The 13,950-nt window shown below is 65.9% G+C and carries 12 protein-coding genes, 1 tRNA gene and 1 pseudogene; 3 read left to right on the top strand and 11 right to left on the bottom strand.

Features of this window, described 5'->3' with window-relative positions:
* Positions 1–154 precede the first annotated feature (154 nt).
* Positions 155–541, bottom strand: a complete 387-nt coding sequence (gene gcvH / locus AB4Y79_RS17645) for a glycine cleavage system protein GcvH (RefSeq protein WP_141940850.1) — start codon at positions 539–541, stop codon at positions 155–157.
* A gap of 167 nt (positions 542–708) precedes the next feature.
* On the opposite strand from gcvH, the gene AB4Y79_RS17640 reads away from it, so the two are divergent.
* On the top strand, positions 709–1,578 hold the full coding sequence (locus AB4Y79_RS17640) for an Fpg/Nei family DNA glycosylase (RefSeq protein WP_441864526.1): 870 nt from the start codon (positions 709–711) through the stop codon (positions 1,576–1,578).
* A gap of 86 nt (positions 1,579–1,664) precedes the next feature.
* Here AB4Y79_RS17640 and AB4Y79_RS17635 read toward each other — a convergent pair.
* From AB4Y79_RS17635 to AB4Y79_RS17590, 10 genes and pseudogenes are all read right to left on the bottom strand, one after another.
* Positions 1,665–1,741 (bottom strand) — tRNA-Pro (locus AB4Y79_RS17635).
* 147 nt (positions 1,742–1,888) lie between these two features.
* On the bottom strand, positions 1,889–3,439 hold the full coding sequence (gene der, locus AB4Y79_RS17630; protein WP_441864523.1) for a ribosome biogenesis GTPase Der: 1,551 nt from the start codon (positions 3,437–3,439) through the stop codon (positions 1,889–1,891).
* 10 nt (positions 3,440–3,449) lie between these two features.
* A pseudogene (locus tag AB4Y79_RS17625) lies at positions 3,450–4,167 on the bottom strand (lysophospholipid acyltransferase family protein).
* Positions 4,160–4,873 (bottom strand): (d)CMP kinase, encoded by a 714-nt coding sequence (gene cmk / locus AB4Y79_RS17620; RefSeq protein WP_441864520.1) that lies wholly within the window; start codon positions 4,871–4,873, stop codon positions 4,160–4,162. The pseudogene AB4Y79_RS17625 and the gene cmk overlap by 8 nt, the downstream one beginning before the upstream one ends.
* Positions 4,873–5,982 (bottom strand): prephenate dehydrogenase, encoded by a 1,110-nt coding sequence (locus AB4Y79_RS17615; protein WP_441864517.1) that lies wholly within the window; start codon positions 5,980–5,982, stop codon positions 4,873–4,875. The genes cmk and AB4Y79_RS17615 overlap by 1 nt, the downstream gene beginning before the upstream one ends.
* Positions 5,983–5,985: 3 nt before the next feature.
* Positions 5,986–7,197 (bottom strand): pseudouridine synthase, encoded by a 1,212-nt coding sequence (locus tag AB4Y79_RS17610; RefSeq protein WP_441864515.1) that lies wholly within the window; start codon positions 7,195–7,197, stop codon positions 5,986–5,988.
* Between the two features lie 112 nt (positions 7,198–7,309).
* Positions 7,310–7,963 (bottom strand): SMC-Scp complex subunit ScpB, encoded by a 654-nt coding sequence (gene scpB / locus AB4Y79_RS17605; RefSeq protein WP_441864664.1) that lies wholly within the window; start codon positions 7,961–7,963, stop codon positions 7,310–7,312.
* Between the two features lie 17 nt (positions 7,964–7,980).
* On the bottom strand, positions 7,981–8,796 hold the full coding sequence (locus AB4Y79_RS17600; RefSeq protein WP_441864512.1) for a segregation and condensation protein A: 816 nt from the start codon (positions 8,794–8,796) through the stop codon (positions 7,981–7,983).
* Positions 8,797–8,804: 8 nt separating this feature from the next.
* Positions 8,805–9,704, bottom strand: a complete 900-nt coding sequence (locus AB4Y79_RS17595) for a ParA family protein (protein ID WP_308931373.1) — start codon at positions 9,702–9,704, stop codon at positions 8,805–8,807.
* Positions 9,705–9,935: 231 nt separating this feature from the next.
* Positions 9,936–11,279: a cation:dicarboxylate symporter family transporter gene (locus AB4Y79_RS17590; RefSeq protein ID WP_441864509.1), complete on the bottom strand. Its 1,344-nt coding sequence runs from the start codon at positions 11,277–11,279 to the stop codon at positions 9,936–9,938.
* 157 nt (positions 11,280–11,436) lie between these two features.
* Here AB4Y79_RS17590 and AB4Y79_RS17585 point away from each other — a divergent pair, with 157 nt between their 5' ends.
* A complete protein-coding gene (locus tag AB4Y79_RS17585) occupies positions 11,437–13,071 on the top strand; it encodes a sensor histidine kinase (RefSeq protein ID WP_441864507.1) in 1,635 nt (544 codons plus the stop codon).
* The gene (locus tag AB4Y79_RS17580) at positions 13,068–13,781 is read left to right on the top strand and encodes a response regulator (protein WP_441864504.1); all 714 of its coding nucleotides are present in this window, start codon (positions 13,068–13,070) and stop codon (positions 13,779–13,781) included. The genes AB4Y79_RS17585 and AB4Y79_RS17580 overlap by 4 nt, the downstream gene beginning before the upstream one ends.
* Positions 13,782–13,950: the final 169 nt, after the last annotated feature.

The raw sequence follows: 13,950 nt of genomic DNA, 5'->3' as shown, positions 1-13,950 counted from the left end.
ATTCCTCCTCTTTGACGTGCAGGGCCTTGGCCCGCAACCAACGATTGCTCTCCGGCCCTGCCCGGCAGGTCCGGCACCGGCTCCCGATCCGGCCACTGACGTGCGAAGACGTCCTGCCTGCGACGCGGGGCCGGACCGGAATAACCGGTTAGCTTTAGCCTACCTGTTGTTCGTACTCCGATGCACTGAGCAGCGACTCAACGGCGTCAGGTTCGGCCAGTTTGACCTCGATGAGCCAGCCGTCGCCGTACGGATCGGTGTTGATCAAGGCCGAATCGGTGTCCAGCGAATCGTTGCGCGCCACGACCTCGCCGGAAACGGGTGCATAGATGTCGCTCACGCTCTTGGTGGATTCGACCTCGCCCACCACTTCGTTTGCCGTAATCTTCGTGCCGACTTCGGGCATCTGGGCGTAGACGACATCGCCGAGCGCGTCCTGGGCAAAATCGGTGATTCCCACGCGGACCACGCCGTCAGCATTGGGGGCAGTAACCCACTCATGTTCGGCGGTGTAGGACAGGTCTTCGGGAATGTTGCTCATGGGGGGCCTTTCATCGGGGTGCGCGCCAAGGTCACAAGGGGCCCGGAAATCGGGCCGCCGCTGAAAGTATAGGCATAACTGCCGGGGCGGGCACCGGCGTTTCTGACAAGATGGGACCCATGAGTGCAAGCACTGGTGCAGCATCCCTGCGGCGGGGCAGGTAAGCCATGCCGGAACTGCCCGAAGTAGCCGGCCTGGCCACGTTCCTGGACGAACAACTGCGGGGGTGCACGATCTCCAGGCTGCAGATCGTGTCCTTCGCCGTGCTTAAGACTGCCGACCCGCCTTTCACCGCCCTCGAGGGCCAGACTGTTTCCGGGGTCCGCCGGTTTGGAAAATTCATCAGCATCGATACCGCGGGCGTGTCGCTGGTGTTCCACCTGGCGCGCGCGGGCTGGGTTCGCTTCACCGACTCCCCCGCAGACAGCCAGCTCAGGATGGGCAAGGGCCTGATAGCTGTCCGGTGCATCTTCTCCGGCCAGGACGGACCGCGTGGCCTGGACCTGACCGAAGCGGGGACGAAGAAGAGCCTGGCGGTCTACGTGGTCCGCGATCCGCAGGACGTTCCGGGCATTGCGGCCCTGGGTCCCGATCCCTTCACGGAGGCGTTCGACGCCGGCATGCTGGCGGAGATCCTGCAGGGCAGTTCGCAGCAGATCAAGGGACTCCTGCGCAGCCAAAGCGTCATTGCCGGCATCGGGAATGCGTACAGTGACGAAATCCTGCACGCCGCGCGGATCTCCCCGTTCGCCATTGCCAAGTCCCTGGACCGGGAGACGGTGCAAGTGCTCTATGACGCCATCCACAGCGTGCTGGGTGAGGCCATGGCGGAAGCGCGCGGCAAGCCGCCCAAAGACCTCAAGGACGTCAAACGAAGCCACATGCGGGTGCACGCCCGCGCCGGCCAGCCCTGCCCCGTCTGCGGCGACACCGTCCGTGAAGTCTCCTTTGCGGACACGGCGCTGCAGTACTGCCCCACCTGCCAGACCAAGGGCAAGATCCTGGCGGACCGGAGGACGTCGAAGTTCCTGAAGTAGGACTGGCCGGAGCACGGCGTGCGGTATGGCCGGGATGCCAAAAACGCGGAAAGCGCCGGAGATAATCTCCGGCGCTTTCCGCGTTTTGGTCGGGCTGACAGGATTTGAACCTGCGACCCCTTGACCCCCAGTCAAGTGCGCTACCAAGCTGCGCTACAGCCCGCTGGTTCCGCCGTTCTCCGCTGACTCCGCCCAAGGATTCCTCCAAGGATTTCCATCAGCAGTCCGGCCGAACCACCTAGAAGAGCTTACACGATCCGGAGGGGTGCCGGTGACACTTTCCGGTGATCAACCCCGCGGTGTGTCGCAATTAACGCTTCCGGCCGCGCTTCTCGCGTACGCGCATGCTGACCTCGATGGGAGTGCCTTCGAATCCGAAAGTTTCCCGCAGCCGGCGGGTTATGAACCGTCGGTAGCCGGGGTCCAGGAAACCGGTGGTGAACAGCACGAATTTCGGCGGCCGGCTGGAGGCCTGGGTGCCGAAAAGGATGCGTGGCTGCTTGCCGCCCCGCACCGGGTGCGGGTGCGCGGCCACGAGTTCGCCGAGGAAGGCGTTCAGGCGTCCGGTGGGGATGCGCCGGTCCCAGTTCTCCAGTGCCAGGTCCAGGGCCGGAACCAGGCGATCTTTGTGCCAGCCGGTCTTGGCGGAGATGTTGACCCGCGGAGCCCACTCGACGTGGGCAAGGTCCTGCTCGATTTCCCGTTCCAGGTAGCGGCGGCGTTCGTCGTCGAGCAGGTCCCACTTGTTGAATGCCAGCACCAGGGCCCGACCGGACTCGATGGCGAGCTGCAGGATGCGCACGTCCTGTTCGCTGAGGACCTCGTCCACTGCGAGGAGAACGACGGCGACCTCCGCCTTCTCGAGCGCGGCCTGCGTCCGCAGGGAGGCGTAGTAGTCCGCCCCCTGCGCCATGTGCTGGCGGCGGCGGATGCCGGCAGTGTCCACGAATCGCCAGGTGCGGCCGCCGAGTTCGATGAATTCGTCCACGGGGTCACGGGTGGTGCCGGCAGTATTGTCCACCACCACGCGTTCGGATCCGGCGAGCTTGTTCAGCAGGGAGGACTTGCCCACGTTGGGGCGGCCGATCAGTGCGATGCGGCGGGGACCGCCGGAGCGCTCCACGCCTTCGACGGTGGAAAACTCCGGGAGGACGTCCATGACGTGGTCCAGGAGGTCGGCCACGCCGCGCCCGTGCAGTGCGGATACGGGGTACGGTTCGCCGAAGCCGAGGCCCCACAAAGTGGCGCTGTCCGCCTCCTGGGCAAAGTCGTCCACCTTGTTGGCCACCATGATGACCGGCTTCTTGCTGCGGCGCAGCATCTTCATGACGCCTTCATCCGTGGCGGTTGCGCCGACGGCGGAGTCCACTACGAAGAGGACGGCGTCGGCAAGTTCCACGGCCATCTCGGCCTGCTCGGCCACGCGGGCTTGGATGCCGCGGGCGTCGTGTTCCCATCCGCCGGTGTCCACCAGGGTGAAGTTGCGGCCGTTCCACTGCGCCGAATACATGACGCGGTCGCGGGTGACGCCGGGGGTGTCCTCCACCACTGCTTCCCGCCGGCCCAGGATCCGGTTCACCAGCGTGGACTTGCCCACGTTCGGGCGGCCGATGATGGCCAGGACCGGATCCAGCTTGAGCGGACCCTCAAGGTCCTCGTCGCCGTAGTGCCCACTGAGCAGGGCGGCGTCGTCCTCATCGAGGTCGTAGTCCTCGAGGCCGGCCCGGAGGGACGCGGCACGGAGCTCGGCTTCGTCGTCGTCAATTGCCGCCAACCGCTCGGCGACCTGGTCGCTGCCGGAGGGTACGTATTCGTCGTCGCCGGCACCGGAATGCCCGGAAGTCTGGGTGGTGTCGCTCATTGCATTGTCCTTAGTGGTCATCTGCCGGCGTCCCCGGCTACTGCTGTCAGGTCTTGGTGATCAGCGAAGGGCAAGGGCTGCCCGCTGAAGTCGATGGTGTCCTGGACATGCCCCGCCAGCGCCGCACGGATTTCCTGCGCCGCCCTGTCCATTGAAGCACGCCCGCTTTCGCCGGCCCGGCGGGCCAACGTAAGGGCTGTTCCGAAACTGACGTGGAAGCGCCGCCCGGGCCGTGGAACGGAATCCACGTGCTCGGCCCCTTGGCGGGTCCCGAGGATGGCCACCGGGACCACCGGCGCGCCGGTGTTCAGCGCCAGCCAGGCCACGCCGCCGTTAATGTCTTCTGCTGCCCCGCTCCCGCGCGTTCCCTCGGGGAGAATCCCGACGCAGCGTCCGGCGTCGAGCACGGTTTTGCAGCGCTGCAGCGCAGCCCGGTCCCCGCGGCGGTCCACGGGGAGCTGTCCGGAGGCGGTAAGGACCCGGCCCAGGAAACCCTTGAACATTTCCTGCTTCACCAGGATGTGCATGGGCCGCGGAGCCGCGCCGAACATTACCGGCCCGTCCAGGAAGCTGATGTGGTTGGCCGCGAAGATGACGGGGCCGCCGGTGGGAACGTTGCTCCTGCCGGTCACGGAAGTCCGGTAAACCACGTGGTCCAGCACCCAGCCCACCGGCCTGCTCCACACGGTGGTCAAACCGGACGGAAGGCCGGCTCCGGCGTCAGTCACGGTTGAGCACCTTGGTCACGATCACAAGCGCGGCGTTCACGGTCTGTTCAAAGTCCAGTTCCGAGGAATCCAGGGTGACCACGCCGTCCGCCGCCTGCGTGAAATTCACGACGGTTGAGTCCTTCGCGTCCCGGTGAGTCACCTGGGCGGCCAGCTGTTCGGCGTTCTGTGTGCCGCCCAGTTGGATGCCGCGCCGGCGCAGCCGGGCTTCCTCGCTGGCCGTCAACAGCATGCGCACTTCCGCGCCGGGCGCGACGACGGTGGTGATGTCCCGGCCCTCCACCACCATGCGGCGGTGGTGCTTTTCGATCAGGTCCCGCTGCCGGCGGATCAGTTCGGTCCGGGCACCCAGCGTGGTGGCTACGGCGCTGACCGCCGAGGAGATCGCGGGCTCACGGATGGCGTCAGTGACGTCCACGCCGCCAACCCGCACGTATTCTTCCTGCGGACTGGTGCTCAGTTCCAGCGCAAAGTCCCGGGACGCCTGCTCCACGGCCGGGGTGTCCTCCAGGTCGATCCCCTGGCTCACGCAGTACCAGGTCAGGGCACGGTACATGGCCCCCGTGTCCAGGTAGGCAAGCCGGAGGCGGCGGGCGACTTCCTTGCTCACGCTGGATTTGCCGGAGCCGGACGGTCCGTCAATGGCGACCACCAGGGGCCGGCCGATACGCAGCGCGCGCATGGTTTCGAGAAGTTCCTGTGTCATTACTGAAGTACCCGCCATCCGCGGTCGTTGAGGGCTTCGATCAGGTGGTCGTGCTTGTTCGGCAACACAGACAATTCCACCATGCCAACGTTTTGTCCGGATGAATGATCCAGCCGGAGATCTTCAACATTCACGCCGATTTCACCGATCTCCGTGAGCAGCTGCGCGATCTGGCCCGGCTTGTCATCCACCAGGACGGTCAGCCAGGAATACGCCTGCGGCGGGCCGCCGTGCTTGCCTGGAATCCGTGCCTGGCCGGCGTTGCCCTCACTGATGAGCTGGGCCAGGTCCAGGCGGGCGCCTGGCGCAGTGGGCTGCTCCAGGGTTCCGATGAGCCTGTTCAGGTCCTCGCGGACACCGTAAAGGATCTCCACGACTTTGGCCGCGTTGCCGCCCAGGATCTGGACCCACAGGGTGGGATCGCTGGCGGCGATCCTGGTGACGTCGCGCAAGCCGTTGCCCGCCAGCGAAAGTGCGTGCAGCGGAGTCCCCTGCAGGCGGCTGGCCACCAGGGAGGACATGACCTGGGGCAGGTGCGACACCAGGGCGACGGCTTCATCGTGCTCATCCGCCGTGAACTGCGAGACGACAGCTCCCAAGTCGGAAGCAAGCGAACGGGCCACCTGCAGAGCATGGCCTGAGGTCTCCTCTGACGGGCACAACACCCAGGGCATGGAGGTGAACAACTCGCCGCGGGCAGCTACCGGACCGGACTTTTCCCGGCCGGCCATGGGGTGGGTGCCCACGTACCGGGACAGATCGGCGCCCAGGCTCCGGAGCCGGGCAAGGATGTCCGCCTTGACGCTGGCGATGTCCACCACGACGGCGTCAGGGTAGTCAGAGAGCGCCTGGTAAACGACGTCGGCGGTGACGTCGGGCGGAGCGGCAACCACCACGAGTTGGGCTTTGCCGCTGCCGAGCTCGGACAGCGGGCGGCCGGCCCCGATGTCCACCGCCACTGCCTGGTTGGTGGGTGAGGGATCGGACAGGAACACCGGTACGCCGCGCCCGCGCAGGCCCAGCCCGATGCTGGTGCCCAGCAGTCCGGCGCCGATGACCACCACAGGCCCGTCCAGGTGGCCGCGGCCGTGGCTTTTGAACGCGGACATGGATCAGAGCCCTACGGATGCCAGCAGGTGGCCGACTTCCTGCTTGCCCAGGTTGCGGATGCTGCCCTGGCGCTGGTCTCCGAGCCCGATGGGGCCCACCTTGACGCGGACCAGACGCTGGACGGGGAACCCGACGGCGTCGAAGAGGCGCCGGACAATCCGGTTCTTGCCGGAGTGGAGCACCACCTCGATCAGCACATGGCCGGGTGTGGAGTCCACCAGCCGGAAGGAGTCGACGGAAGCGAAACCGTCCTCGAGCTCGACGCCGGCCTTCAACTGGGCACCAACACCCTGCGGGAACGGCCCGCGCACCTGGACCAGGTACGTCTTGGGTACCTCGTAGGAGGGGTGGGTCAGCCGGTTGGCGAGTTCGCCGTCGTTGGTCAGCAGCAGCAGTCCCTCGGTGGCGACGTCCAGCCGGCCCACGTGGAAGAGGCGTTCGCCGGTGTTCTTGTTGTTCTTCAGGAAGTCGCTGATGCAGGGGCGGCCCTCCGGGTCCTCCATGGTGGACACCACGCCCTTGGGCTTGTTGAACACCATGTACACCAGGTTCTCGTCCAGCTGGATCCGCAGGCCGTCAACGTGGATGACGGCGGTCTTGGGGTCGATGCGGACACCGAGCTCGGTGACCACCTGGCCGTCCACTTCCACCCGGCCTTCCGCAATCATCTCTTCGCAGACACGCCGGGAGGCGACCCCAGCTGACGCCATCACTTTCTGGAGGCGGACGCCGCCGGCATCGTGGAGTTCGGACTGGGGAACGTTGCCGCGGGGGCCTTTCCTGCGGGCAGGTTTGCGGACCGGGCCGAGGTTCTGGCCGAAGCGTTCGCTGCCGAAGGCGCGGGAGGCTGCCGCGCCGGGCGCGCCGGTGCGGGGCTTTGGCTTGGGTGCGCCGGGAGTTCCGGGCGCCTTCTTGGCCCCCGGCTTGCGGGCAGCGGGCTTGCGCGACGACGGCGTGGCCGGCTTGGAGCTACCGGCTGCGCGCCCCTGCTGATCCCCCGCCAGGTCGGGGTCGATGAAGCGTTCCTCGCGCGGCTTGGGTGCCCGCTGCGGGCGGTCGCCGCCGAAGGCGGACGCGCGCTTTGCTGCTCCGCCCCGGGAGCCTCCGCCCTGGTTGCCGCGCTGGGGTGAATTCCCGCGCTGTGACGCGTTGCGGTCGTTCCCTCCGCGTCCTGATCCGTTACGTGGTGAACCCTGGCGTCCCGCCTGTGTCATGACCCGTCCTTCGATGTTTTGGCCCGCAGAGATGTCCAAGGACAACCCTAGCCAGCCATGCAGACTTCGTCTGCCCTGGTAAGTGAATTGACGCGGACAGGGCGTGCCCTGCCTACATCGTGTCGGCGTCGTAGAACTCCGCGATCCCGTCGAGCCCTGGTAGGTGCGGCGACAGGTGGGGCAACTCCCCCACTGAACCGATTCCCATCCGTTCAAGGAAATAGGAGGTGGTCCGGTAAAGGATTGCGCCGGACTCGGGATCGGTTCCCGCGTCCTCGATCAGCCCGCGCTGGGCGAGTGTCCGTACGACAGAATCAACATTGACTCCGCGAATTGCAGACACCCTGGCCCGTGAAACGGGTTGGCGGTACGCGATGACTGCCAGTGTTTCCAATGCCGCCTGGGTAAGCCTGGTGGTCTGCCCCTCGAGCACGTACTTGCCCACGATGTCGGCAAATTCGGCGCGGGAGTAGATCCGCCAGCCACCGGCGATGTTCCGCAATTCAAAACCCCGGGGGCTGGAGCCCAGGCCAGCAGCGCTGGCATTCTCCATATCCGGGGCGTTAACAGTATAGCCGTCATACTCGCGTTGCAGTTCTGCCAGCAGGGAGCGCACCGTGGTGACCGTGAGGCCGATCCCTGCGGCGAGCTCCTCCTCCGTGGCCGGCTCGTCCAGGACCATCAGGACGGCCTCGAGGGCGGCCTTGGCGCCACCGGGAAGCCCGGCGGCGTCGTGTCCGTCCTCGAGGTCCTCCGCTGGCTCCATCGGGTGCGGTTCCGGGTTCACAGTTGTTCCTCGTATTCTTCGCTGAGATGCTCTGCCGACCAGTCATGGCCATCGGCTGTCCAGTGGATGGCCAGCTCCGCCAGCGGGGACAGCTGGTCGAATGAGACCGCCTTGTCCCGGAACAGCTCCAGCAGGGCCAGGAACCGGGCCACCACCACCAAGGTTGATTCGGCGTCCGCGATCAGGGATCGGAAGGACAGCGGAGACTCCCGTTGCAGGCGCAGCCCCAGCATCTCGGCCTGCTCCTTGACGCTGACGTTGCCGCCGTGGAGGTGGCCAAGCGCCACCTGGGGCGGCTGCGCCGCTGCCTTGGGCCGCAAGGCAGCCTCGGCCAGCGCAGCGAATTGTTCAGGGGTGTGCTTCCAAACGAGTTCGGGCAGCATTGCCGCGAACTGCTCTTCCAGCGCAACCTGCCGTGGAAACCGCCGGCCCTCCTGGTGCAGGGTCTCGCCGAGGATTCCTGCCACGTGCTTGAAGGCCTTGTACTGGAGCAGCCGGGCGAAAAGCAGGTCCCGTGCCTCCAGCAGCGCAATGTCCTCGTCGTCCTCAACCTCACCGGCGGGAAGGAGCCGTGCCGCCTTGAGGTCGAGCAACGTCGCTGCGATCACCAGGAATTCGCTGGCCTCGTCCAGGGCCCATTCTTCGCCGAGTTCCTGCAGTTTCCGGATGTACTTGATGAACTCATCCGTCACGGTGGCGATGGCCACCTCGGTGATGTCCAGCTGGTGCTTGGCAATGAGCCCCAGGAGGAGGTCGAAGGGGCCGGTGAAGTTGGCCAGCCGCACCTCGAAGCCGGGCTTTGATTCGGCCACGGCGTTGGTTACGGTGCGCCGCCGCGGGCGATCAGTTCCTTGGCCAGCCGGCGGTAGGCGTCAGCCCCCACATGGTTCCCCGCGTAGCTGGTGATGGGTTCCGCGGCGACGGTGGCATCGGCAAATTTGATGGAGCGTTTGATGACGGTCTCGAAGACTTTGTCTCCGAAGGCCTCCACCAGGCGGGTGATGACTTCCCGGCTGTGCAGCGTGCGGGCGTCGTACATGGTGGCCAGCACGCCGTCCACCTGCAGGCGCGGGTTCAGCCGGTCCTGGACTTTGTCGATGGTTTCGACCAGGAGCGCCACCGCGCGGAGCGCGAAGAACTCGCAGATCAGCGGGATGATGACGCCGTGTGCTGCGGTGAGGGCGTTGACGGTCAGGAGGCCGAGGGACGGCTGGCAGTCGATGAGGACGACGTCGTAATCGTCTTCGACCTTCTTCAGCGCACGGTCCAGGACCTGTTCGCGCGCTACTTCGTTGACCAGTTGCACTTCTGCGGCGGAGAGGTCGATGTTGGCCGGCAGCAGGTCGACGTTGTCGACGCCGGTCTGGTGGATGGCGTCGCGGATGTCCACCTTGCGGTCCATCAGGACGTTGTAGACGGTGAGGTCGAGCTCGTGCGGATTGACGCCAAGGCCCGCCGAGAGCGCACCCTGGGGATCGAAGTCCACCAACAGGACGCGGCGGCCGTATTCCGCGAGCGCCGCGGCGAGGTTGATGGTGGAGGTCGTCTTTCCGACGCCGCCCTTCTGGTTGACCATGGCAATGACGCGGGCCGGGCCGTGGGAGGACAGCGGCGCGGGTTCCGGGAACTCCCGGTATGGGCGCCCGGTGGGGCCCATCACCGCGTTTTCCAGGTCGAATTCCGTGCCCTCCAGAGTTGCCGAACCCTGTTCGCTGCTCACGTATCTGTCCACACTTTCGATGACGGTGATTTCCTGCCGCTGGCTCGCCAGCGGCGTTCGTTCTGATCCTTAGGTTACAGCGCCCGACACGGCATTCGACGGAACTTGACTTTCCGCGAATGTTGAGCCTTGACCCTCTAGTTGAGGTCGAAGGTTGAGGGTTGGACGCAATAAAACCGCCCCTGCAGCAGGGGCTGCAGGGGCGGTTTTGTTCGCTGGCGCCGGTGAAGATCAGGCCTTGGCTGCTTCCCGGGCACCCTCTTCCTTGGGTGCCATTTCGCCGTGACCGGGGATCATGGTCTGCTCATCGAACGGGGCCTCGCCGGAGAGGACGCGGGTGACCTGGCCGCCGTCGATCTCCTTGACCCAGGTGCCGATCAGGACGGTGGCGACGGCGTTGCCGGTGAAGTTGGTCAGCGCGCGGGCCTCGGACATGAAGCGGTCGATGCCGACGATCATGCCGACGCCGCCCAGCAACTGGGGGGCATGTGCCTGGAGGCCGGCCGCCAGGGTGGCCAGGCCGGCACCTGACACACCTGCGGCGCCCTTGGAGGCGATGATCATGAAGATCAGCAGGGAGATCTGGGCGCCCAGGTCCAGCGGGGTTCCCATGGCGTTGGCCACGAAGAGCGATGCCATGGTCAGGTAAATGGCCGTTCCGTCCAGGTTGAAGGAGTATCCGGTGGGCACGGTCACGCCGACGACGGGCTTGGAGACTCCAAGGTGTTCCATCTTGGCGATCAGCCGCGGCAGTGCGGCCTCGGAGGAGGACGTGGAGAAGATCAGGAGGTACTCGCGGGCCAGGTACTTCATCAGCTTGAAGATGCTGACGCCGGCCACCACCTGGAGAAGTCCGCCGAGGATAACGACAATGAACAGCGCACAGGTGATGTAGAACGCCACCATCAGGGTGAACATGCTCACGATGGCCTGGATGCCGGTGGCGCCCACGACGGCGGCAATGGCACCGAAGGCACCTACCGGAGCGAGCCACATGATCATGATGAGGACCCGGAACACGAGGGCCTGGCCGTGGCCGATGGCTTTGAGGATCGGAGCGCCCTGAGGGCCCATCTTCTGCAGTGCGAAGCCAACCAGGATGGCGGCCAGCAGGGTGGGCAGGACCGGGATGTCACTGGGGATGATGCCCAGCAGGAAGTCGACGGTACTGTCTGTCGCTGCCTTCTTGTTGGGATCGTACGGCGAGAGCTTCAGGCCTTCGCCGGGGTGGACGATGTTGCCCACCACGAGGCCGATAGCCAAAGCAAAGGTTGACATGATGACGAAGTAGCCAAGGGCCAGACCGCCTACCTTGCCCACTGTTGCTGCCTTGGCGATGGAGCCGATGCCCAGGACGATGGTGCAGAAAATGACCGGCGCGATCATCATCTTGATGAGCTTGATAAAGCCGTCGCCCAGGGGCTTGAGGTTCTTGGCGACCTCCGGGAACAGCAGGCCGACCACCGCGCCGAGGACGACGGCGGCTATGACGGCGATGTAGAGATAATGGGTTTTGTCGAGCCCTTTGCGTCGCGGCGTCGCGGTTTCGAGCGACTCTCCTCGTTGAGAGGCCATGATGTGTCTCCTTGTGGATATTCTGATAGACGCTGCGGCGCAATCTCTGGGCTCAAACGTCCGTGCAATGTGATATCCATCATTGGGCACCCCGTGATCCAGCTCACCGTTGCGTTCATATTGGTCGCGGCACGTGCAGGGCCAGAAGGAGATACGCATGATCCACCGCTGGAGTATCGCCCGCCGGCTCTTCGTGGCAAACCTGCTGATTGTCGTGTGCTTCATTGCCATCGTGGGAACCGCGGCCTACGTTGACGCGCGGGACCGGACCTATGACGAAGCCGGCCGCCGGATGGAGGGGGTGGCCGCGTCCATCGCCGCCAATCCCCTGGTACTCCAGGCCGCTGCCACGCCGGACCCCTCAGTGCTCCTGCAGCCCTATGCCAAGAATGTCACCGCCGCGGCCGGGGTAGATTTCATCACCATCATGGCCCCCGACCGGACCCGCTGGACGCATCCCCGGGATGAGGAGCTGGGCCGGCCCTACATCGGGTCCATCGACGCCGCCTTGCAGGGCCGGACGTTTACCGAAGTCACGGCGGGAACCCTGGGGCCTTCCGTCCGGACCATCGTTCCGGTCAAGGATTCGGCGGGAACAATCAAGGCGCTTGTGGCCGTGGGCGTGACGGTCCGCAACGTCGATGTTGCCTTCGCTGCGCGGCTTCCCGTGCTGCTGGCCCTTGGCATTGCCCTGTTGGTGGGCGGTTCCCTGGCCTCGTGGCTGCTGGGCCGGTACCTGCGCCGGGTGACGCGCGGCTGGGGACCTGAACAATTGGCCCAGCTGTTCGCCTACTACGAGTCGGTACTTCACTCAGTCCGCGAAGGGCTGATCCTTATCGATGCCAGGAAGCGGGTGGTGATGTACAACGACCAGGCCGCCGAGCTGCTGGGCCTGGCTGAGACCGGCAGCAATGACCCCACCAAGCCGCCGTCGCTGGCCGATCTCCCGCTGGACAGCGAGCTTCGCAGCCTGTTCGATTCCGGACGTACCACCAAGGACGAGATGGTCCTGACAGGTTCGCGCGTGCTGGTGGTCAACCAAGGCCCTGCCCGGGGTCCGGAGGCTCGCGGTGCGCGCGGCAAGGTTCCGGTGTATGGAACAGTTGCGACGCTCCGGGACCGGACGGAAATCGAAGCCCTGGGCAACGAGTTGCAGACCATGCGGACCCTGTCCGATGCGTTGCGGGCGCAGACCCATGAACACGCCAACCGGCTGCACACCATGGTGTCGCTCCTGGAGCTGGGCCGGACCGGGGAGGCCCTGGACTTTGCCACGAAGGACCTGGCGTTGAGCCAGCAGCTGACCGATGACATGGTGAGCTCCATCGATGAACCGGTGGTGGGTGCCCTGGTCATGGGCAAGGTGGCCGAGGCCCATGAGCGCGGGGTCCAGCTGGATGTGTCCACCGTGGGCTCCGGCTCGACGCCGGGTATCGCCGTCCAGGACCTGGTGACGATCATGGGCAACCTGCTGGACAATGCCATTGACGCGGCAGCCGACGCTCCCGCTCCGCGACGGGTGCAGCTGACCCTGGAAGCCGACGAGGAAGGCTTGGACATCGCAGTCAACGATTCCGGGACCCCCATCGCCCCGGCCGATGCCGAACTGATCTTCCGGCACGGATTCAGCACCAAGCCGGCCGGACCCGGAGGCCGGGGGGTGGGACTGGCGCTGGTACGCCAGGCAGTGCGCCGTTTGGGCGGTACTCTGGCCATCAACGGACGGAACGGCGCCAAGTTCGAAGTATTCCTGCCTGCGGCGGTGTCCCCGGAGAAGGAGCACAGACAGTGAGCAATATCCGGGTCCTCGTCGTCGAGGATGAAGCGGTCGCCTCGGCAGCGCACGCCGCCTACGTGGGACGACTGCCCGGATTCGAGCTCGCCGGGACCGCCCCCGACGGCCAGTCGGCCCTGCGGCTGCTGAACGAATTCGTGGCCGCGGGAGAGCCCGTGGAACTGGTCCTGCTGGACATGAACCTGCCGGACCTGCACGGCCTGGATATTGCCCGGCGGATGCGCTCGGCCGGGATCCTCGCCGACATCATCGCCATTACTGCCGTCCGCGAGCTGGCCATCGTCCGCAGCGCGGTCGCTATCGGCGTGGTGCAGTACCTGATTAAGCCGTTCACGTTCGCCACGTTCTCGGACAAGCTGGAAAGCTACCGCCTATTCCGGCAGCAGTTGGCCGGCTCCGGCGCCGGAGCCGGCAGGGGGAGCGCCTCGCAGAGTGAGGTGGACCAGGCCTTCGCCAGCTTACGGGCTCCCTCCGAATTGCCGTTGCCCAAAGGGCTCTCCACTTCGACGCTCGGTTCGGTCCAGGAGTTCCTCCGCCAACAACCCGAGGCAGTATCTGCCACGGAGGTCATGGATGCCCTGGGCATGTCCCGCGTAACAGCCCGAAGGTACCTGGAATACCTTGCCGACGCCGGCACCGTCTCCCGCACCGCCCGCTACGGCACCCCCGGCAGGCCGGAGAACGAATACCGGTGGACAGCCCGCTGAGGTCCCGGGCCAGACGTCCTACTGCGCTTCAGTCCCCTTCAGCACGCCCTGGATGCGGGCGGTAAGTTCCCTCGGCGCCAAGCCGCCGAATGGATCGCGCCGAGCCGGGCCGTGGCCGGCTCCGCGGCCTGCCGCCACGTACGTTGTAGCAGGTATTGAAGCCCCATGT

This window comes from Pseudarthrobacter sp. YAF2, from assembly GCF_052113345.1.
In the GTDB taxonomy this organism is placed as follows: domain Bacteria; phylum Actinomycetota; class Actinomycetes; order Actinomycetales; family Micrococcaceae; genus Arthrobacter.
Note: the sequence above shows the minus strand (reverse complement) of the source record. Positions and strands in the feature narration are given on the sequence as shown.

Bases quoted from the DNA above. Each gene is read 5' to 3' on its own strand.
- AB4Y79_RS17615 (WP_441864517.1), bottom strand. From the start codon at position 5,982: ATGTCCGCGTTCAAAAGCCACGGCCGCGGCCACCTGGACGGGCCTGTG.
- gcvH (WP_141940850.1), bottom strand. From the start codon at position 541: ATGAGCAACATTCCCGAAGACCTGTCCTACACCGCCGAACATGAGTGG.
- cmk (WP_441864520.1), bottom strand. From the start codon at position 4,873: ATGACACAGGAACTTCTCGAAACCATGCGCGCGCTGCGTATCGGCCGG.
- AB4Y79_RS17610 (WP_441864515.1), bottom strand. From the start codon at position 7,197: ATGACACAGGCGGGACGCCAGGGTTCACCACGTAACGGATCAGGACGC.
- AB4Y79_RS17585 (WP_441864507.1), top strand. From the start codon at position 11,437: ATGATCCACCGCTGGAGTATCGCCCGCCGGCTCTTCGTGGCAAACCTG.
- scpB (WP_441864664.1), bottom strand. From the start codon at position 7,963: ATGGAGCCAGCGGAGGACCTCGAGGACGGACACGACGCCGCCGGGCTT.
- der (WP_441864523.1), bottom strand. From the start codon at position 3,439: ATGAGCGACACCACCCAGACTTCCGGGCATTCCGGTGCCGGCGACGAC.
- AB4Y79_RS17640 (WP_441864526.1), top strand. From the start codon at position 709: ATGCCGGAACTGCCCGAAGTAGCCGGCCTGGCCACGTTCCTGGACGAA.
- AB4Y79_RS17590 (WP_441864509.1), bottom strand. From the start codon at position 11,279: ATGGCCTCTCAACGAGGAGAGTCGCTCGAAACCGCGACGCCGCGACGC.